This is a genomic window from Streptomyces sp. NPDC057616, from assembly GCF_042800575.1.
Lineage (GTDB): Bacteria > Actinomycetota > Actinomycetes > Streptomycetales > Streptomycetaceae > Streptomyces.
Window position 1 is genome coordinate 25,142 of the sequence record NZ_JBHVGU010000026.1, and the last position, 18,333, is coordinate 43,474.

At 72.4% G+C, this 18,333-nt stretch carries 17 protein-coding genes; 9 read left to right on the forward strand and 8 right to left on the reverse strand.

The genetic code is table 11. From position 1 onward, the window contains the following. Positions 1-16: 16 nt before the first annotated feature. The 7 genes from ACFU97_RS29350 to ACFU97_RS29380 all read right to left on the reverse strand — a co-directional run bounded on the left by ACFU97_RS29350 (position 17) and on the right by ACFU97_RS29380 (position 8,007). Entirely contained in the window at positions 17-988 is a 972-nt protein-coding gene (locus ACFU97_RS29350; protein WP_384262441.1) for an N-acetylglucosamine kinase, read from the reverse strand. Then, the gene (locus tag ACFU97_RS29355) at positions 979-2,244 is read right to left on the reverse strand and encodes a 6-phospho-beta-glucosidase (RefSeq protein WP_384262443.1); all 1,266 of its coding nucleotides are present in this window, start codon (positions 2,242-2,244) and stop codon (positions 979-981) included. The genes ACFU97_RS29350 and ACFU97_RS29355 overlap by 10 nt, the downstream gene beginning before the upstream one ends. Before the next feature lie 6 nt (positions 2,245-2,250). Beyond that, complete coding sequence (locus tag ACFU97_RS29360) at positions 2,251-3,144, reverse strand: carbohydrate ABC transporter permease (protein ID WP_384262446.1); 894 nt, start codon at positions 3,142-3,144, stop codon at positions 2,251-2,253. A 2-nt stretch (positions 3,145-3,146) separates the two neighbouring features. Beyond that, a complete protein-coding gene (locus ACFU97_RS29365) occupies positions 3,147-4,088 on the reverse strand; it encodes a carbohydrate ABC transporter permease (RefSeq protein ID WP_384262448.1) in 942 nt (313 codons plus the stop codon). After that, the gene (locus ACFU97_RS29370) at positions 4,088-5,449 is read right to left on the reverse strand and encodes an ABC transporter substrate-binding protein (RefSeq protein ID WP_384262450.1); all 1,362 of its coding nucleotides are present in this window, start codon (positions 5,447-5,449) and stop codon (positions 4,088-4,090) included. Before ACFU97_RS29370 ends, ACFU97_RS29365 begins: the two co-directional genes overlap by 1 nt. Positions 5,450-5,522: 73 nt before the next feature. Next, positions 5,523-6,734, reverse strand: coding sequence for an ROK family protein (locus ACFU97_RS29375; RefSeq protein WP_384262452.1), 1,212 nt, complete (start codon positions 6,732-6,734; stop codon positions 5,523-5,525). Positions 6,735-6,912: 178 nt separating this feature from the next. After that, positions 6,913-8,007 (reverse strand): mechanosensitive ion channel family protein, encoded by a 1,095-nt coding sequence (locus ACFU97_RS29380; protein ID WP_384262677.1) that lies wholly within the window; start codon positions 8,005-8,007, stop codon positions 6,913-6,915. A gap of 318 nt (positions 8,008-8,325) precedes the next feature. Between ACFU97_RS29380 and ACFU97_RS29385 the strand changes: the two genes are divergently transcribed. The 4 genes from ACFU97_RS29385 (at position 8,326) to ACFU97_RS29400 (ending at position 11,852) form a co-directional block, all read left to right on the forward strand. Continuing rightward, positions 8,326-8,862: an HNH endonuclease gene (locus ACFU97_RS29385; protein WP_031476758.1), complete on the forward strand. Its 537-nt coding sequence runs from the start codon at positions 8,326-8,328 to the stop codon at positions 8,860-8,862. A 310-nt stretch (positions 8,863-9,172) separates the two neighbouring features. Next, on the forward strand, positions 9,173-9,406 hold the full coding sequence (locus ACFU97_RS29390) for a hypothetical protein (RefSeq protein ID WP_384262455.1): 234 nt from the start codon (positions 9,173-9,175) through the stop codon (positions 9,404-9,406). Next, entirely contained in the window at positions 9,407-11,494 is a 2,088-nt protein-coding gene (gene malQ / locus ACFU97_RS29395; RefSeq protein ID WP_384262457.1) for a 4-alpha-glucanotransferase, read from the forward strand. A 106-nt stretch (positions 11,495-11,600) separates the two neighbouring features. Next, the gene (locus tag ACFU97_RS29400; RefSeq protein WP_384262459.1) at positions 11,601-11,852 is read left to right on the forward strand and encodes a hypothetical protein; all 252 of its coding nucleotides are present in this window, start codon (positions 11,601-11,603) and stop codon (positions 11,850-11,852) included. A gap of 118 nt (positions 11,853-11,970) precedes the next feature. On the opposite strand, the gene ACFU97_RS29405 is transcribed toward ACFU97_RS29400, so the two are convergent. Further along, entirely contained in the window at positions 11,971-12,567 is a 597-nt protein-coding gene (locus tag ACFU97_RS29405) for a TetR family transcriptional regulator (protein WP_384262461.1), read from the reverse strand. 142 nt (positions 12,568-12,709) lie between these two features. Here ACFU97_RS29405 and ACFU97_RS29410 point away from each other — a divergent pair, with 142 nt between their 5' ends. From ACFU97_RS29410 to ACFU97_RS29430, 5 genes are all read left to right on the forward strand, one after another. Then, positions 12,710-14,146, forward strand: a complete 1,437-nt coding sequence (locus ACFU97_RS29410; protein WP_384262464.1) for an FAD-dependent monooxygenase — start codon at positions 12,710-12,712, stop codon at positions 14,144-14,146. A gap of 123 nt (positions 14,147-14,269) precedes the next feature. Further along, a complete protein-coding gene (locus tag ACFU97_RS29415) occupies positions 14,270-15,262 on the forward strand; it encodes a DMT family transporter (protein ID WP_384262466.1) in 993 nt (330 codons plus the stop codon). Continuing rightward, the gene (locus ACFU97_RS29420; RefSeq protein WP_384262468.1) at positions 15,199-16,125 is read left to right on the forward strand and encodes a LysR family transcriptional regulator; all 927 of its coding nucleotides are present in this window, start codon (positions 15,199-15,201) and stop codon (positions 16,123-16,125) included. The genes ACFU97_RS29415 and ACFU97_RS29420 overlap by 64 nt, the downstream gene beginning before the upstream one ends. Positions 16,126-16,166: 41 nt before the next feature. After that, positions 16,167-17,462 carry an RNA polymerase subunit sigma-70 gene (locus ACFU97_RS29425; RefSeq protein WP_384262679.1) on the forward strand — a complete coding sequence of 432 codons (1,296 nt, stop codon included), beginning with the start codon at positions 16,167-16,169 and terminating at the stop codon, positions 17,460-17,462. A gap of 78 nt (positions 17,463-17,540) precedes the next feature. After that, positions 17,541-18,299 carry an SDR family NAD(P)-dependent oxidoreductase gene (locus ACFU97_RS29430; RefSeq protein ID WP_384262470.1) on the forward strand — a complete coding sequence of 253 codons (759 nt, stop codon included), beginning with the start codon at positions 17,541-17,543 and terminating at the stop codon, positions 18,297-18,299. The last annotated feature ends 34 nt before the right edge of the window (positions 18,300-18,333 follow it).

Consider the following 18,333-nt stretch of genomic DNA (forward strand, 5'->3'; position numbering starts at 1 on the left):
TATGGCTCGCCGAGGCTCAGGATTCGAAGTGGGCGCGCACCCTTTCGTGCACCTCCGCCGACGCGTCCACCCGGTCCAGGCCCAGCAGCGCCGCGCCCAGCACCGGACTCGCCGTCACCACCCGGGGCACCGCCTTCGGCGCCCGCACGGCCAGCAACTCGCGGATACCGTCGCTGAGTTGGGGATGCTGTGCGGCCAGGACGCCGCCGCCGAGCAGCACCGGGGTCTCCTCCTCCAGCAGGTCGAGGCGGGTCAGGGCCACCGTCGCCATGGTGACCACCTCGTCGGCGAGCCGGTCGACGATCGCGCGGGCGATCGGGTCGCCGCCCGCCGCCGTCGCGAAGAGCACCGGCGTCAGTTCGTGGCGGCGCTCGTGCGGCACCTGTTCCAGGTGCAGCGCCTCGATCAGCGTGAGCATGGTGGGGAGGCCGAAGTGGGCCGGGAGCGTGCGGGCCAGTTCCGTGGGTTCGCCGCGGCCGTCCTCCGCGCGCGCGGCGAACCACAGCGCCTCCTCCGCCAGGCCCCATCCGCCGCCCCAGTCACCGGAGATGCGCCCGATCGCGGGGAAGCGGGCGGTGCGGCCGTCGGGGCGCATGCCGACGCAGTTGATGCCCGCGCCGCAGACGACGGCCACGCCACGCGGCTCGGTGATGCCCGCGCGCAGGATGGCGAAGGTGTCGTTGCGGACCTGGACGGCCGTGCCCCACGCGCGCGCGTGCAGCGCGGCCGCCAGCTGCTCCTCCTCGACGGGGAAGTCGGCGTTGGCCAGGCACGCGGAGACCTGGTCCACGGCGCTCACCCCCGCCGCGGCGAACGCGGTGTCCACCGCCGTGGCGAGGGCGTCCACGGCCGCCTGCACGCCCACCACCGGCGGCCGGAACCCGCCGCCGCGGGCGGTGGCGAGGACGGTCCCGTCGGCCGCCACGACCGCGACGTCGGTCTTGCTGTTGCCCGCGTCGACGGCGAGGACACGTGCGGTCATGCCCACGCGAGATGCTCCCGGTTGTGTGCGATCAGCTGGTCGGTCAGGGCGTCCGCGTACGCGTACTGCCCGATGAGGGGGTGGGCGAGCAGGGCGCGGAAGACCCGGTCGCGGCCGCCGCGCAGCGCCGCCTCCAGGGCCAGGTCCTCGTAGGCCGTCACGTTCGCCATCAGGCCCGCGTACAGCGGGTCGACGGACGGCACCGCCAGCGGGAGCGCTCCCTTCGCGCCCACGGCGGCCTGCACCTCGATGACCGCGTCGTCGGGCAGGAAGGGCAGCGTGCCCCGGTTGTAGGTGTTGACCACCTGGTACGGGCTGCCGCCACCGCCCAGCAGCGCGGCCGCCAGGTCCACCGCGGCCTCCGAGTAGTAGGCGCCGCCGCGCTTGGCGAGCAGCCCCGGCTTCTCGTCGAGCGCCGGGTCGCCGTACATCTTCAGCAACTGCCGTTCCATCTCGGCGACTTCGGCGGCCCGGGAGGGCTTGGTGCGCAGCTCGCGCACGACCTCGTCGTGGGCGTAGAAGTAGCGCAGGTAGTACGAGGGGACCACGCCCAGGCGGTCCAGCAGGGCCCGCGGCAGCCGCAGGTCGCCGGCGATCGTGTCGCCGTGCTCGGCCAGCAGCTTGGGCAGCACGTTCTCGCCCTCGGGGCCCTCCAGGCGTACGCCGGTCTCCCACGTGAGGTGGTTGAGGCCGACGTGGTCGAGGTGCACGTCGGAGGGGGAGACGCCCAGCATCCCGGCGAACTTGCGCTGGAAGCCGATCGCCACGTTGCACAGGCCCACCGCCTTGTGGCCGGCCTGCAGCAGGGCCCGGGTGACGATGCCGACCGGGTTGGTGAAGTCGATGATCCAGGCGTCCGGGTTGGCGCGGTGGACGCGTTCGGCGATGTCCAGGACCACCGGGACGGTGCGCAGCGCCTTGGCCAGGCCGCCCGCGCCGGTGGTCTCCTGGCCGACGCAGCCGCACTCCAGCGGCCAGGTCTCGTCCTGCTCGCGGGCCGCCTGCCCGCCGACGCGCAGCTGCAGCAGCACGGCGTCGGCGCCGTCGGCACCCGCCTCCAGGTCGGAGGTGGTGACGATACGGCCGCCGTGGCCCTGCTTGGCGAAGATGCGGCGGGCGAGGCCGCCGACCAGCTCCAGGCGCTCGGCGGCCGGGTCGACCAGCACCAGCTCCTCGATGGGCAGGGTGTCCCGCAGGCGCGCGAAACCGTCGATGAGTTCGGGGGTGTAGGTCGAGCCTCCGCCGACCACGGTGAGTTTCATACGGGGTTAACCCTTCACTCCGGTGAGCGTGACACCTTCGACGAACGCCTTCTGGGCGAAGAAGAACACGAGGATCACGGGGGCCATGACCAGCACGGTCGCGGCCATGGTGAGGTTCCAGTCGGTGTGGTGCGCGCCCTTGAACGACTCCAGGCCGTAGGACAGGGTCCAGGCGCCGGGGTTCTCCGAGGCGTAGATCTGCGGGCCGAAGTAGTCGTTCCAGGCGTAGAAGAACTGGAACAGGGCCACGGCCGCGATGCCCGGCTTCGCCATCGGCAGGACGACCCTCAGCAGGGTGCGCAGCTCGCTGCAGCCGTCCACCTTCGCCGCGTCCAGGTACTCGTTCGGGATGGTCATCAGGAACTGGCGCAGCAGGAAGATGGAGAACGCGTCGCCGAACGCCATCGGGATGATCAGCGGCCACAGGGTGCCGGCCAGGTCCAGCTGCTTCGCCCAGAACAGGTACATCGGGATGATGACCACCTGGGGCGGCAGCATCATCATCGAGATCACCAGCATGAGCGCCAGATTGCGGCCGGGGAAGCGGAACTTGGCCAGGGCGTACGCCACCGGGATCGAGGAGACGACGGTCAGCACCGTGCCCAGCCCGGCGTAGATCAGCGTGTTCCGCCACCAGGTCAGGAAGCCCGGGGTGTCGAAGACCTTCTTGTAGTTGGACCACTCCCAGGTGTGCGGGATCAGGTCGCGGCTGAGTGCCTGGGTGTCGCTCATCAGCGAGGTCAGGAACACGAACACGAAGGGGAGCACGAAGAAGAGCGCGGCCGCGACGCCGAGGGAGTGGATCGCGACCCACTCCAGCAGCGACCTGCGGCGGGCCGTGCGCTCCGCGGGCGAGACCGGTGCCTTCAACTGCACCGGCTTGTCCAGGACTTGGGCCATGGTCAGTCACCTGCCAGGTTGAGACCGCCCCGGCGCCGCATCAGGAACGCGGTGAACACCATGGACAGGGCGAACAGGACCAGGGCGACGACGCACGCGGAGCCGTAGTCGAAGCGCTGGAAGCCGAGGTTGTAGACGAGCTGGGGGAGGGTCAGGGTCGACTTCTCCGGGTAGCCGGGCTCGAACTGGGTGCCCGCGCCCTGGATCACGCCCGAGGCGACCTTCCCCGCGATGAGCGGCTGCGTGTAGTACTGCATCGTCTGGATCACGCCGGTGACGACGGCGAACATGACGATCGGCGAGATGTTCGGCAGCGTCACGTAGCGGAACCGCTGCCAGGCCGACGCGCCGTCCAGCTCCGCTGCCTCGTACTGCTCGGTGGGCACGTCGAGCAGCGCGGCCATGAAGATGACCATCAGGTCGCCGATGCCCCACAGGGCGAGCAGGGTGAGGGCGGGCTTGGACCACTGGGGGTCGTTGAACCAGCCCGGGGCCGGGACGCCGACCTTCTCCAGGATCGAGTTGACCGGACCCGTACCGGGGTTGAGCAGGAAGGCGAAGGCCATCGTCGCGGCCACCGGCGGAGCCAGGTAGGGCAGGTAGAACAGGGTGCGGAAGACGCCCGTGCCCGTCTTGATCTTGGTGATCAGCAGGCCGACGCCGAGGCCGAACACGACCCGCAGCGTCACCATCACCAGCACCAGCCAGAGGGTGTTGCGCAGGGCCGGCCAGAAGAAGGGGTAGTGCTCGAAGACGTAGGTCCAGTTCTTCGTCCCGCTCCACGTCGGCGGCTTGAAGCCGTCGTAGTGCATGAAGGAGAAGTAGACCGTGGAGATCAGCGGGTACGCGAAGAAGACCGCGAAGCCGATCAGCCAGGGCGACATGAAGGCGAGGGTGCGAAGCGCCGACCTGCGGCGCTTCGACGCCAGGGTGATCGTGGCCATTACTTCGCCTGCGCGATGTCCGTGTCGATCTGCGCGGCCGTCTTCTTCAGGCCCGCCTTGAGGTCGGTGACCTTGCCGCTCTCGTAGTCGTAGCCGAAGTTCTGGATCGTGGTCAGGTAGACGCCGCCGTTGACGGAGGCGGGAGACGTCGTGGAGTTCGGGTTCGCGGCGATGTCCAGGAACGTCTTGAAGCGCGGGTCGTACTTGAGCTTCGGGGACTTCAGGGCGGCCAGCGTCGAGGGGACGTTGTGGATGGCGTTGGAGAAGTTCACCACCGCGTCCGTGTCCGTGGTCATGTACTTCACCAGCTCCCAGGCCGCGTTCTGCTTGTGGCTGTTGGCGGCGATGCCGGTGATGGTGCCGGTGATGTAGCCCTTGCCGTACTGGGCGGCCTGGTCGTCGGGGACGGGCAGCGGGGCCACGCCGATGTCGAACTTGGGCTTGGCGTCCAGGGCCATGCCCAGGCGCCACTCACCGTCCAGCTGCATGGCCACCTGGCCGGTGTGGAAGGGGTGCTTGACGCCCCATTCGTCGCCGAGCTTGGAGCGGTAGGTCTCCAGCTTGCTGAAGCCGCCGAGCTCGTCGACGAGCTTCTTCTGCAGCGTGAACCCGGCCTGGAAGGCGGGGTCGGTGGCGAGCTCGGACTTGCCGGCCTTGTCGAAGTACGTCGGCGAGAACTGCCCGAAGTAGTGTTCGGTGGTGGTCTCCCAGCCGTGGTAGTTCGGCATGAAGCCGAGCTGCTTGTAGCTGCCGCCCTCGTCGATCGTCAGCTTCTTGGCGTCGGCCTCGAACTCGGTCCAGGTCTTGGGCGGGTTCTTGATGCCGGCCTTCGCGAACGCCGTCTTGTTGTAGTACAGGCCGTAGGCGTCGCCCAGCAGCGGGGCGGTGCAGCGGTTGCCGTCGAACTGCGTGTACTCGTTCATCGCCTTCGGGAACGTCGTCTCCGGGTCGATGTCCGCCTTCTTGAAGAAGGGGTTCAGATCGACCAGCGCACCCGAGGAGCAGAACTTGCCGACGTTGTTGGTGGTGAAGGAGGAGATGACGTCCGGGGCCTTGTCGCCGCCTGTGCGCAGCGCCTGGTTGATCTTGTCGTCGGTCATGTTGGCGACGACGTTCACATGGATGTTGGGGTGCGCCTTCTCGAAGCCGGCGATCAGCGTGTTGACGGCCTTCACCTCGTTCGGCGCGCTCCAGGCGTGCCAGAAGTTGATGGTCGTCTCCTTCGAGGCGTCGTCGTCGGCACCGGAGGAGGACTGACCGGTGCAGGCGGTGGCGAGGAGGGCGAGGGAGGCGGACGCGGCGAGGGCGGCGACCGCCTTCCGGGACACTCCGGGTGCGACTTTCCAGGACTTTCCGGGCATGGCAGGGTCTCCCAGGGGCGGGACGGGGTCGGGTGAAGGGGAGGCGCGGGGTTGGGGCCGCGGGGGCAGAGGATCAGCGGGAGGTGTCGAAGACCTCGTCGCGGGTGGCCGCGAGCGCGCTCTCCAGCGCGCCGCGCAGCACGGGATGTTCGGGTACGCCGCCGACCACGAGCCGGGGCCGGGAGGCCGCCAGCTCCTCCAGCTCGGCCTGGACGAGGGCGCGCAGCACCTCGCCGCCCGAGGTGAGGGCGCTGCCGCTGAGGACGACGAGTTCGGGGTCGAGGACGGAGACGAGCGAGGCGAGACCGGTGGCGAGGCGGGTGGCGTACGTCTGGAGCAGCTGCCGGTGCGGGCCGTCGTCGCAGGCGGCCGCGCGGGCGACGAGGGCGGCGGCGGACTCGGCGTACGGCCCGGCCGGGATGTCCTCGATGCCCAGGCTGCGGGCCAGCTTCGGGACGGCCTGCGAGCCCGCGAGTTCCTGGTAGCCACCGCTGTTGGCCTTGGTCACCTGGCGCACCAGGGGTACGCCCGGCACCGGCAGGAAGCCGACCTCGCCGGCGCCGCCGGTCCAGCCGCGGTGCAGGCGCCCGCCGAGGACGAGGGCGGCGCCGAGGCCCCCCTCGTTCCACAGCAGCACGAAGTCCTCGTGCCCGCGGGCCGCGCCCAGCCGCTGCTCGGCGACGGCGGCGAGGTTGACGTCGTTCTCGTACTCGACCGGCATCGGCAGGGCGGCGGCGACCTCGTCGAGCAGGCTCGGGGTGTGCCAGCCCGGCAGGTGGGAGGCGTAGCGCAGGCGGCCGGTGTTCGGGTCGAAGGCGCCGGGGGTGCCGATGACGATCCGGTGGACGTCGTCGCGGGCGAGGCCCGCGGCCTTCACGGCACCGTCGAGGGCGTCCGTGACCTGGCGGACGACGGGCTGGGCGGGCCGCCTGCCCGGGGTGTGCAGTTCGTAGGAGCCCACCGTGCGGCCGGTGACGTCGGCGACGGCGGCGAGGATGCGTTCCGGGGTGACGTCGAGTCCGGCGGCGTACGCGGCGGCCGGGTTGACCTCGTACAGCTGGGCGTTGGGGCCGGGACGTCCCTCGGTGGTGCCGGTGGCGAGGACGAGGCCGGCCGCCTCCAGACGGGCGAGCAGCTGGGAGGCGGTCGGCTTGGACAGGCCGGTGAGCTTGCCGATCCGGGTGCGGGACAGCGGTCCGTGCTCCAGGAGGAGGTCGAGCGCCGCGCGGTCGTTCATGGCGCGCAGGACGCGCGGGGTGCCCGGCGTACCGGCCGTTCCTGCCATGGGGGCGCCACCTGCCTTTCGACTGCCCGAAGCTTCTCATTGATCACTGTTAGGAAAGTTTCCTATTGGCTGGAAAGGAACGTAAGCCCAGGGCGAAGGGGGCGTCAATAGAAACCGCCCCCGAGGCAACAGACTCGTTACCTCGGGGGCGGTGGTGGTACCGGCGGCCGGGCGGCCGCTACTTCGTCGGCGGCCGCTGCTGCACGATCGGGGAGGCCGCCGCGGCCTGCGGGGACTCGGAGTTGGCGAACACCGACGGGGGAGCGACCGCCGCGTTCGGGTCCGGTATCTCCTCCTCCGCAGGAGCCGTCGCGCCGCCCACGATGCGGATGTCCGCCGCGTCGAAGGCGCGCTTGATGCGCCAGCGCAGCTCGCGCTCGACGGTGAGGGACTTGCCGGGCATCGTCTTCGCGGAGACGTGGACCACCATCGAGTCCAGCAGCACGCTGTCCAGGCCGAGGACCTCGATCGGGCTCCACAGGAGCTCGTTCCAGGGCTCCTCCGCGCTCATCTTCTCGGTGACCTCGTCCAGCACCGCCTTCACCCGGTCCAGGTCCTCGGACGCCTTCACGGTCACGTCGACGCCGGCCGTCGCCCAGCCCTGGGAGAGGTTGCCGATGCGCTTGACCTCGCCGTTGCGGACGTACCAGATCTCGCCGCCCGCGCCGCGCAGCTTGGTCACGCGCAGGCCCACCTCGATCACCTCGCCGGAGGCGACGCCCGCGTCGATGGAGTCGCCGACGCCGTACTGGTCCTCGAGGATCATGAAGACGCCGGAGAGGAAGTCCGTGACGAGGTTGCGGGCGCCGAAGCCGATCGCCACGCCCGCGACACCGGCCGAGGCCAGCAGCGGCGCCAGGTTGATCTGGAACGTGCCGAGGATCATCAGCGCCGCGGTGCCGAGGATCAGGAAGGACGCGACCGAGCGCAGCACGGAGCCGATCGCCTGCGAGCGCTGGCGGCGACGCTCGTTGTTGACCAGCAGCCCGCCGAGCGCGGTGCCCTCCGCGGCCTGGGCGGTGCGGGTCATGCGGTCGATCAGCTTGGTGATCGACCGCTGCACGATCACCCGCAGCACGATCGCGATCACCGCGATCAGCAGCACTCTGAGCCCGATCGCCAGCCACGTGGACCAGTTCTGCTCGACCCAGCTCGCGGCGTTGGTCGCGCCTTCCTGGGCGTCCTGGAGCGTGGGAACCGTCGGTGTCGTCGACTGCGAGGGGGTCGGTGACGGCGACGAACCGGCGGCCAGTAGGACGGCGGGCAGGGACACGGCGAGAACCTCCAGGTGCAGCGATCCGCTCCACCGGCAGATGGTCAAGGTCACGAAAAGGTCACCGGGGGTGCGGGAGCACCACACTAGCGGTGCAGCGTGTGTGGATCCTTGCCGTCTTCTGGGGAGAGACGGTGCTCACGTGGGGATGAACAGGTGGGATGAAGAGTTCGCCGTCCTGGAGATGAATGAGATGTGGTCGAAAACACTCCCAGCCCGTTACCGGGACATGGTGGCGCTTCCACCAGGCCAGAGGGGAGACTGACTGCAGATCGTCCCGGCGCGAGCCACGCGCCGCCGACGCACAAGGAGGCATCCGTGCCGCATGTCCTGGTCCTCAACGCGTCGTACGAGCCACTCGGCGTCGTACCGCTCCGCCGCGCGCTCGTCCTCGTCCTCGAGAACAAGGCAGTCTGCCTCGAGGAGTCCGGCGCCTTCATGCACAGCGCAACCGTCACAGTCCCCGCACCCAGCGTGGTCCGGCTCAAGCGATTCGTCCGGGTTCCCTATCGGGGGCCCGTTCCTCTCACCCGGCGGGCGCTCTTCGCGCGCGACGGGGGCCGGTGCATGTACTGCGGTGGCGTCGCAACCAGCGTCGACCATGTCATTCCGCGCAGCCGCGGGGGCAAGCACGTATGGGACAACGTGGTGGCGTCCTGCCGCCGCTGCAACCACGTGAAGGCCGACCGACACCTCTTCGAGATCGGCTGGCGGCTGCGCCACAAACCCGCCCCTCCCACCGGCCTGGCCTGGCGCATCATCGGCACAGGTCATAGGGACCCGCGCTGGCTGCCCTACTTGCAGCCGTACGGCGCGGAGGACGCCATGGCCCGGATCGACGGCATTTCCGCCTGACGTCCGGGCCTTCGCACACCCGTGGCCCAGGGCATGCGGCACCCGGCGCCCGGTTCCGGGGGACCCCGTGTCCCCCGGGGCCCGACGCCGCGCGGGCGGCCGGCCGTGCGGTGCGGCCGGTCCGTGATGCGTCCGGCCGCCCGGTGCGCGGGGGCATCCGCACAAAGATCCGAGCCTGGCGCGTGCGACCGGCGCAGGATGTGCGGCGCAGAATGTGATGAGAGGCACGATGTTCCGTCCCGTACGTCTGCCCTCGCGCGGACGGGGTAGGGCTGCGGTAACCGTCGCCGTACTCGAGAAGGAGGCCACAGTGGCCGCATCGGCACATCTTCTGCTCTCGGCCCTTTCCAAACGCGAGGAGTTCGCCGACTACGAACCGCACCTGTGCGCGTTCAGCGCGGAGGGCACCTGCGTCGAGACCCCGCTGACCAGTGAACCGCCCCTGCCGGACGCCGAGCCCCTGACCAGCGAACCGCCGCTCGCCGACGCCACGCCCCTGACCAGTGAGGCGGTGGGCCTCGAGCCGGAGACCACGAGGCCCTAGATGACAGAGCAGGGGCCGGCCGAACCGCCCTCCGAGGACCTGACCCGGCTCGCCGGACTGCACGGCGTCGCCACCTCCTACAGCCCCTCCCCGGACCGCACGGTCGCGGCCTCCGCCACCGCCGTCACCCTCGCCCTCGCCGCCCTCGGCGTCGACGCCGCCACCCCCGGAGCCGTCCGCGCCGCACTCGCCGGCCGCGAGCTGGAGCTGAGCCAGCGGCTGCTGCCCCCGACGGTGGTCATCTGGAGCGGCGGCACGTCCTCCGCGCTCAAGGCCCTCCCGGCCGGCACCCGGCTGCACGTCGAGACCGAAGAGGGCGAGACACACACCTCGGTCGACGAACTCCCGCCCGGTGTCCACCGGTTGACGGCCACCGCGCCCGACGGCCGCGCCGCCGAGGTCCACCTGGTCGTCGCCCCGGCCCGGCTGCCCACGCCCACCACGCGCTCGCACGGCCTGCTCGTCCAGCTCTACTCCCTGCTCTCGCAGCGGTCCTGGGGCATGGGTGACCTCGGTGACCTCGCCGAGCTCGGCGCCTGGGCCGGGCGCGCGCTCGGCGCGGGGTTCGTCCAGGTCAACCCGCTGCACGCGGCCGTACCCGGCGCCCCCACCGACCCCTCGCCCTACCGCCCCTCCTCCCGCCGCTTCCCCGACCCGGTGCACCTGCGCGTCGAGGACGTCCCCGAGTACGCCTACGTCGAGGACCCCGCGCGGCTGCGGCCACCGGCCGCACGCGCGGCCGAACTGCGCACCGCGGTCCTGGAGAAGGGCGCGCTGATCGACCGGGACGCGGTGTGGGAGCTCAAGCGCCAGGCGCTGGAGCTGATCCGCGAGGTGGAGCTCGGGCCCGGGCGGCGCGCCGCCTACGCCGACTTCCTCGCCGAGCAGGGCCAGGCCCTGGAGGACCACGCCACCTGGTACGCCCTGGCCGAGGTGCACGGCTCCGACTGGAGCACCTGGCCGCTGGAGCTGCGCGACCCCCGCTCGGCCGGTACGGCCCGGGCCCGCGGCGAGCTGATGGACCGGGTCGACTTCCACTGCCGCCTCGCCTGGCTCACCGACACCCAGCTCACCGAGGCGCAGCGGGCCGCGCGCGAGGCCGGGATGCCGATCGGGATCGTGCACGACCTCGCGGTCGGCGTGCACCCGCAGGGCGCCGACGCCTGGGCGCAGCAGGAGTACTTCGCGGCCGGGATGTCGGTGGGCGCCCCGCCGGACGCCTTCAACGCGCGCGGCCAGGACTGGGGCCTGCCGCCCTGGCGCCCCGACCGCCTCGCCGAGTCCGGCTACGCCCCCTACCGCCGCCTGCTGCGGGCGCTGTTCCGCTACGCGGGCGCCTTGCGCATCGACCACGTCATGGGCCTGTTCCGGCTCTGGTGGGTGCCCCAGGGCCACCCGCCCACCGAGGGCACCTACGTCCGCTACGACGCCGAGGCCATGCTCGCGATCCTCGTGCTGGAGGCCTCCCGCGCCGGATCGATCGTCATCGGCGAGGACCTGGGCACGGTCGAGCCCGGTGTGCGCGAGAAGCTGCGCGAGCGCGGGGTGCTCGGCACCTCGGTCCTGTGGTTCGAGCGGGACTGGGAGGGCGACGGCCGTCCGCTGCCGCCGGAGAGCTGGCGCGCCGACTGCCTCGCCACCGCCACCACCCACGACCTGCCGTCCACCGCGGCACGCCTGACCGGCGAGCACGTCGAGCTGCGCCACCGCCTGGACCTGCTGACCCGCCCGCTGGAGGAGGAACGCGCGGAGGCGGCGGCCGACGCGGGGGAGTGGCTGGCCCTGCTCGGCCGCCTCGGCCTGCTGCACGGCACGGGCGGCGGCCACGCCGTGTCGGAGGAGGAGGCGCAGATCCAGGCCGTGCACCGGTTCCTGCTGCGCACCCCGTCCCGCATGGTCGGCGTCTGGCTGCCCGACACCGTCGGCGACCGCCGGCCCCAGAACCTGCCCGGGACCTGGGACCAGTACCCGAACTGGCGGCTGCCGGTCGCGGACGCCGAGGGCCGCCCGGTGACCCTGGAGGAACTGGCGCGCTCGCCCCGGCTGCACGCGCTGCTGGACGTGCTGCGGACGGCGCCGCGGGAGTAGCGGCGAGCGGGGAGGGCAGGGCGCGGGAGCGGGAGGGGCGGGGCGCGGACTCCCGTACGGCACCCCGGACGAGCGCCCCGGATCGGCGTTGGATACTTTTGTGACCGTGGACAAGAAGAACGCCCTGCGCGCCGGCGCCCTGGCTGCCGGTACGACGCTGATGATGCTGCTCATGTCGTCCCCCGCGCTCGCGCTGACCCGCGACGACGGCGACGACCCCGGCAACGGCCTGAGCGTCGCCGAGACGCTCGGCCTCTACGTGCTGATCCCGCTCGGCCTGTTCGCGGTCATCGCGGGCCTGGTCTTCGTCCTGGACAGGTCCAAGGACCGGGAGCCGAAGGCCAAGGCGAAGGCCTGACCCGCTGCTTTTCGAGGGCGTCGCCCCCGCGCCGTGACGGCGGGGACGGCGCCCTCGCCGTGTCTCCTGGCCCTGGGACGTCACCGGGGCCCGCGGTGTCTTCGGGACTCCGGCGTCCTCAGGGGCTCGGCGCCGTGAGGTAGCGCTGGAGCGTCGGCGCCAGCCACGCCACGATCTCCTCGCGGGTGAGCGCCACGGTCGGCGGCAGCCGCAGCACGTAGCGCGTGAGGGCCAGCCCCAGCAGCTGCGCGGCGGCGAGCCCGGCCCGCGCGGGGGCCTGCTCCGGATCGGGGCACACCGTGAAGGCCACCGGGACCAGCTGGTCCCGGAAGACACCCTGCATCCGCTCGGCCCCGGCCCGGTTGGTCGCCCCGACCCGCAGCAGGGCCGTCAGCACCTCGTTCTCCTCCCACATGCCGAGGAAGTGCTCCACGAGCGCCCGGCCGACGTCCTGCCGGGGCAGCGCGGCCGCGTCCGGCATCGACAGGTCGATGGAGACCGCCGCCGCGAACAGGCCCTCCTTGTTGCCGTAGTAGCGCATCACCATCGACGGGTCGATGGCCGCGTCCTTGGCGATCGCGCGGATGGTGGCGCGCTCGTAGCCGTCGGCGGCGAAGCGCTCGCGGGCCGCGGCGAGGATCGCGTCACGGGTGACGTCGGAGCGCCGGCGCGCCCCGGAACCGGACTCTGTGCTGCTGCTGTCGCTGACCTTCACCTCACCAAGCGTAGGCCAACATATGTTGGCCAACAAGTGTTGACTCTGCTCTCGAGGCGGCTCTACGGTGGTCAACGCACGTTGGCAAACAGTCGTAGGCAAACAGTCGTAGGCCAACAAGCGTTGGCAACCGGAGGTCATCATGCAGACCCAGCACTCCGTGATCGTCGTCGGCGCGGGCCCCGCCGGTCTTCTGCTGGCCGGCGACCTCGCCACCGCGGGCGTTCCCGTCACCCTCGTCGAGAAGCGCCCGCACCGGATCAGCAACCTCTCCCGCGCCTTCGTCCTGCACGCCCGCACCCTCGAGCAGCTCGACGCCCGCGACCTCGCCGACGGCCTGGAGAAGGCCGGCCGCCCGCTCGACAGCCTCCGCCTCTTCGGCCGCCTGAGCATCGAACTCGGCACGCTGCCCTCCCGCTACAACCACCTCCTCGTCATCCCGCAGTACGAGGTCGAGAAGGCCCTCGAGCTGCGGGCCGTCGAGGCCGGGGTGGAGTTCCGCCACGAGACCGAGCTGACCGGCCTGGCCCAGGACGCCGACGGCGTGACCGTCGAGCTCCGCACGGCCGGCGGGGCGGCGGAGAGCCTGCGCGCGGACTACGTCGTCGGGACCGACGGCATGCGCAGCGCCGTGCGCGAGGCGATCGGGCTGCCCTTCCCCGGCCACTCCGTCATCCGCTCCGTCGTCCTCGCGGACGTACGGCTGGCCGAGGAGCCGGAGAACCTGCTGACGGTCAACGCCGCCGGCGACGCCTTCGCCTTCCTCGCGCCCTTCGGCGACGGCTACCACCGGGTCATCGCCTGGAACCGCGCCCGCAACGTCCCGGACAGCGAACCCCTCGACCTCGACGAGGTCAAGGAGGTCACCCGGCTCGCCCTCGGCCGCGACTTCGGGATGCACGACGCCCGCTGGATGTCCCGCTTCCACAGCGACGAACGCCAGGCCCCCGCCTACCGCGTGGGCCGGGTCTTCCTCGCCGGGGACGCCGCGCACGTCCACACCCCGGCCGGCGGCCAGGGCATGAACACCGGGCTCCAGGACTCGGCCAACCTGAGCTGGAAGCTGGCCGCCGTCGTCCAGGGGCACGCGGACCCGGCGCTGCTCGACAGCTACCAGGCCGAGCGGCACCCCGTCGGCAAGGCCGTGCTGCGCAGCAGCGGCGGCATCGTGCGCCTCGCGATGGCCAAGCGCCCCTGGACGCTTGCACTGCGGGCCGCGCTCACCACCTTCCTGAACACCGTCGGCCCGGCCCGGCGCAAGGCGGTCGGCGGGATCACCGGCATCGGCCACCGCTATCCCGCCCCGCGCGGCGCCCACCGCCTCACCGGCACCCGCGTCCCGGACGTCGCCCTGGAGAGCGGCCGTCTCCACGAGGCCCTGCGCGGCGGCCGGTTCGTGCTGATCACCCCGGAGGCGTACGAGGACGGCGGTGCCCGCGAGGGCCGGCTGGCCGTGCAGCGCTGGGCGAGCGAGCGGCACACCACCGTCCTGGTACGCCCCGACGGATACGTGGCCTGGGCGTCGGACGCGGCGGACGGTGCCGCGATCGAGGCGGCGGTCGCCGCCCACGTCGGCTGACGGCCCCGTCCGCCAATCGTTCAGTGCAACTGAAAATACCGGTCGAAAACTTTCGATGGACGTGACGGGTGCGGCGCTGCGACGGTGGAGCGACAGGGACCACCGACCAGCGAAAGGACCTGCGTGACCGCCGTCCTCGAAAGGACCACCCGCACCACCCCGATCCCGAAGGCAGCCGCCCTCGGGATCACCCTTGCCGCCCTCGCCACCGTCGTGTGGTCCGGCAGCTTCGTCACCTCCCGCGCCCTGCACGACAGCGTGCCGCCGGTGCAACAGGCCTTCTGGCGCTGGCTGGTGGCGCTCGTGGCGGTCGCGCCGTTCGGGGCCCGGCAGGCGTGGCGGCAGCGGAGGGCGATCCGGCGCCATGCCGGCTTCGTGCTCCTCGCCTCGCTCCTCGGCGTGACCGTCTACAACACCCTCGTCAACCAGGCCGGGACGACGACGCCCGCCGCCACCATGGGCATGATCATGGCCGCTTCGCCGGTGCTGATGGCGGTGTCCGAGCGGATGGCGGGCGTACGGCTGGGGACCCGCCGGGCCGCCGGGCTGATGACGGCCTTCGGGGGAGTGGTGCTGCTGACGGGCGGCGGCGCGGGCTTCTCCTCCGGCGACCTGTGGATGACCGCCGCCGCCTGCTGCTTCGGCAGCTACAGCGCGCTGCTGCGCCGCAGGCCGGCCGAACTCGGCGGCACCGCCTTCCTGTTCACCACGTTCCTGCTCGGCACCGCCCTGCTGCTGCCCGCCCAGGCCGTCAGCCTCACCGTCCAGGGCGGCTTCACACCCACCCCCGGCACCGTCCTGCCGCTCCTGTACGTCGGCGTGGCCTCCTCCGCCGTCGCCTTCTTCGCCTGGAACAAGGCGATCGCCCTGGTCGGCGCGGCCCGCGCCGGAGCGGTCTACCACCTCCAGCCCGTCTGCGTCGCCCTGCTGTCCTGGGCGGTCCTCGGCGAGCGGGTCGACCCGCGGCAGGTCCTGTGCATGGCGCTGATCCTCGGCGGGGTGGCGCTGGGCGCCGCCGGACAGGCGGCCGCCCCGGCCGGTAGGTTGCCGCCATGGCCGAGTGGGACATCCGGAAACTGCAGATCCTGCGCACGCTCGGGGAGCGGGGCACGGTGACCGCGACGGCAAAGGCGCTGCGGATGACGCCGTCGGCGGTCTCGCAGCAGCTGACCAATCTGGCCAGGCAGCTCGGGGTGCCCCTGCTGGAGGCGGACGGGCGGCGGGTGCGGCTGACCGACGCGGCGCGGCTGGTGCTGCGGCACGCGCAGGCGGTGTTCGAGCAACTGGAGCGCGCCGACGCCGAGTTGGCGGCCTACGTCCACGGCGAGGTGGGCGAGGTGCGGGTCGGCGCCTTCTCCACCGCCGTGCCCGCCCTCGTCGTACCGGCCGTGCGGGCGCTGCGGGCCGCGCACCCCGGCGTGAACGTGCGGGTGCGGGAGGCGGAGGCCGGGGAGGCGTACGAGCTGCTGGCCGCCGGGGACGTCGACCTCGCGCTGTCCCTCGCCGCCCAGGCCCCGACGGCGGCCGACCCGCGCTTCACCCGTGTCCCGCTGCTCGCCGACCCCCTCGACGTCGTCCTGCCCCGCGACCACGCCCTCGCCGCCGTTGACGGGCTGCGCCTCGCCGACCTCGCGGAGGAGCCGTGGATCTTCGGCGGCAGCGGGCCCTGGTCGGACATCACCCGCACAGCCTGCGAGGCGGCCGGGTTCAGCCCCGTGCAGGCACACTCGGCGGCCGGGTGGACGGCGATCCTGGCGATGGTGGAGGCCGGGATGGGCGTCGCGCTGGTGCCGCGCACGGCGATGGTGCGCCGGGACGGTGTGGCGATGCGGGAGCTGACGGCGGACCGGCCGCGGCGGCATGTGGTGGCGGCCGTACGCAAGGGCGCCGGGGAGGGGGCGGCGGTGGGCAGGGTGCTGACGGCGCTGCGGACCGCCGCCGAGGAAATCTCCGGTCCCTCCGGCACGCGCCCGCGATAGCGTCGCACCGTTCCCGCGTGACGCAATTCCCGGAGGTGCCCGTGGTCGCCGACGTCTGCGCCGTCTGTGGAAAGCCCTTGCCCGGCCGGAAGGGGCGCACCGGCCGCAGTTCCGTGTACTGCTCGGCCGCCTGCCGGCAGAAGGCCTACCGGGAGCGGCAGCGGGGCGGGCCGAGTGTGCAGGGGCTGATCGAGGACATCGGCCGGCGGGTGGCGGAGCTGGTGCCGCAGCCGGCCTCGGTCCTGTACTCCGGGGTGACCGAACTGTCGGCCGAGGTCGCTCGGTTGCGGCGTATCGCCCGGGTCGCCCGGGACAGCGCCGGCGATTCCGTCACGCAGGCCGCCGTGACGGAAGCCCCCGTCCTCACCGAGGCCGACTTCGCCGCCCTCACCGAGTCCCACCGCCGGGAGATCCAGGTCCACTGCTACCGCATGACCGGCTCCTACGACGACGCCGAGGACCTCGTGCAGGAGACGTTCCTGCGGGCCTGGCGCGCCCGGGACGCCTTCGAGGGGCGGGCCGGGACCCGCACCTGGCTGTACCGCATCGCCACCAACGCCTGCCTGGACTTCCAGCGCCGCGCCGCCCGCCGCCCGCAGCGCTACGAGCCGATCCCCGGCATGAACCACGGCACCGGCGAGGCCCCCGACCGCCTGACCTGGCTGCAGCCCTACCCCGACGACCAGCTGCCCTCGGCCGAGGAGCAGCCGGAGGCCGCCGCCGTCTCCCGCGAGACGCTGGAGCTGGTCTTCCTCGCCGCCCTCCAGCACCTCCCGCCCCGCCAGCGGGCCGTGCTGGTGCTGCGGGACGTCCTCGGCCTGACCGCCGCCGAGACCGCCGAGGCCCTCGGCCTGACGGTGGCCTCGGCCAACAGCGCCCTCCAGCGGGCCCGGCCCACCCTGCGCGACCACCTGCCGCGGCAGCGCGCCGACTGGACCGCCACGGAGCCGACGGAGGCCCAGCGCGCCGCCCTGCAGCGGTACATGGCGGCCGCCGAGGGACTCGACTTCGCCGCGATGACCGAGCTGCTCGGCAAGGACGTGCGGCTCACCATGCCGCCCAACCCCTTTTGGTTCGCGGGCCGGGACGCCCTGCTGGAGTTCCTGCGCCCCACGCTCGACCCGGCGTCCCCGATGTTCCTCGGCCACTGGCGCCACCTGCCCGCCCGCGCCAACGGGCAGCTCGCGGCGGGGGGTTACGTCCGCAGGCCCGGCACGAACGTCTACCGCGCCCAGGTCCTGGACGTCCTGCGCTTCGACGCCGAGGACCGCGTCGAGGAGATCACGTCCTTCGAGCCGCACCTCTTCCCCGCGTTCGGGCTGCCGCTGCGGCTGTGAACCGGCGACCGATGAGTGATCGCGGCCGCGTGCGTCCGTATGACCGACTCGTACGGAACGGCTCTGAAGGAGATCATCATGCAGCTCAACGGCAAGACCGCGATCGTGTACGGCGCCGGCGGCTCCATCGGCGGTGCGGTCGCCCGCGCCTTCGCCGCCGAGGGCGCCCGGGTGCACCTCGTCGGACGCACCCGGAAGACGCTGGAGGCGGCGGCCGCCGGCCTCGCGAACGCCGAGGTGGCCGTCGTCGACGCCCTCGACGAGGCGGCCGTGGAGAAGCACCTGGAGCAGGTCGGCGACGTCGACGTCTCCTTCAACCTCGTCACCCGCGGCGACGTGCAGGGCGCCCCGCTCACCGACATGGCCGTGGACGACTTCATGCGACCCGTGGTCAACGGCCTCCGCGCCAACTTCATCACCGCCCGCGGCGCCGCGCGCCGGATGGCCGCGCGCGGCTCCGGTGTGATCCTCACCCTCAACAGCGGCTCCGCGCACGGCAGTCCGATGATGGGCGGCACCGGACCGGCCGACGGGGCGATCGACACCCTGGTGCGCAACCTCGCGATGGAGTGCGGGCCGCAGGGCGTGCGGGCCGTGGGCCTGTGGGCGGCCGGCGTGCCCGAGACGTTCACCGTGGAGAAGCTCTCCGCGGTCAACCCGGCGATCGACGAGTCCGCCGTCCAGGGCATCATCGCGGGCCTCGCCGGTATGCGCATGACCCGCCGCAACCCCACGCTCGCCGACGTGGCGGCCACGGCGGTGTTCCTCGCCTCCGACCACGCGGCCGGCATCACCGGCACCTTCGTCAACGTCACCGGCGGCATGATCGCGCGCTGACCGCCGCGGCCCGGCCGCGGGAACGCGAAAGGGC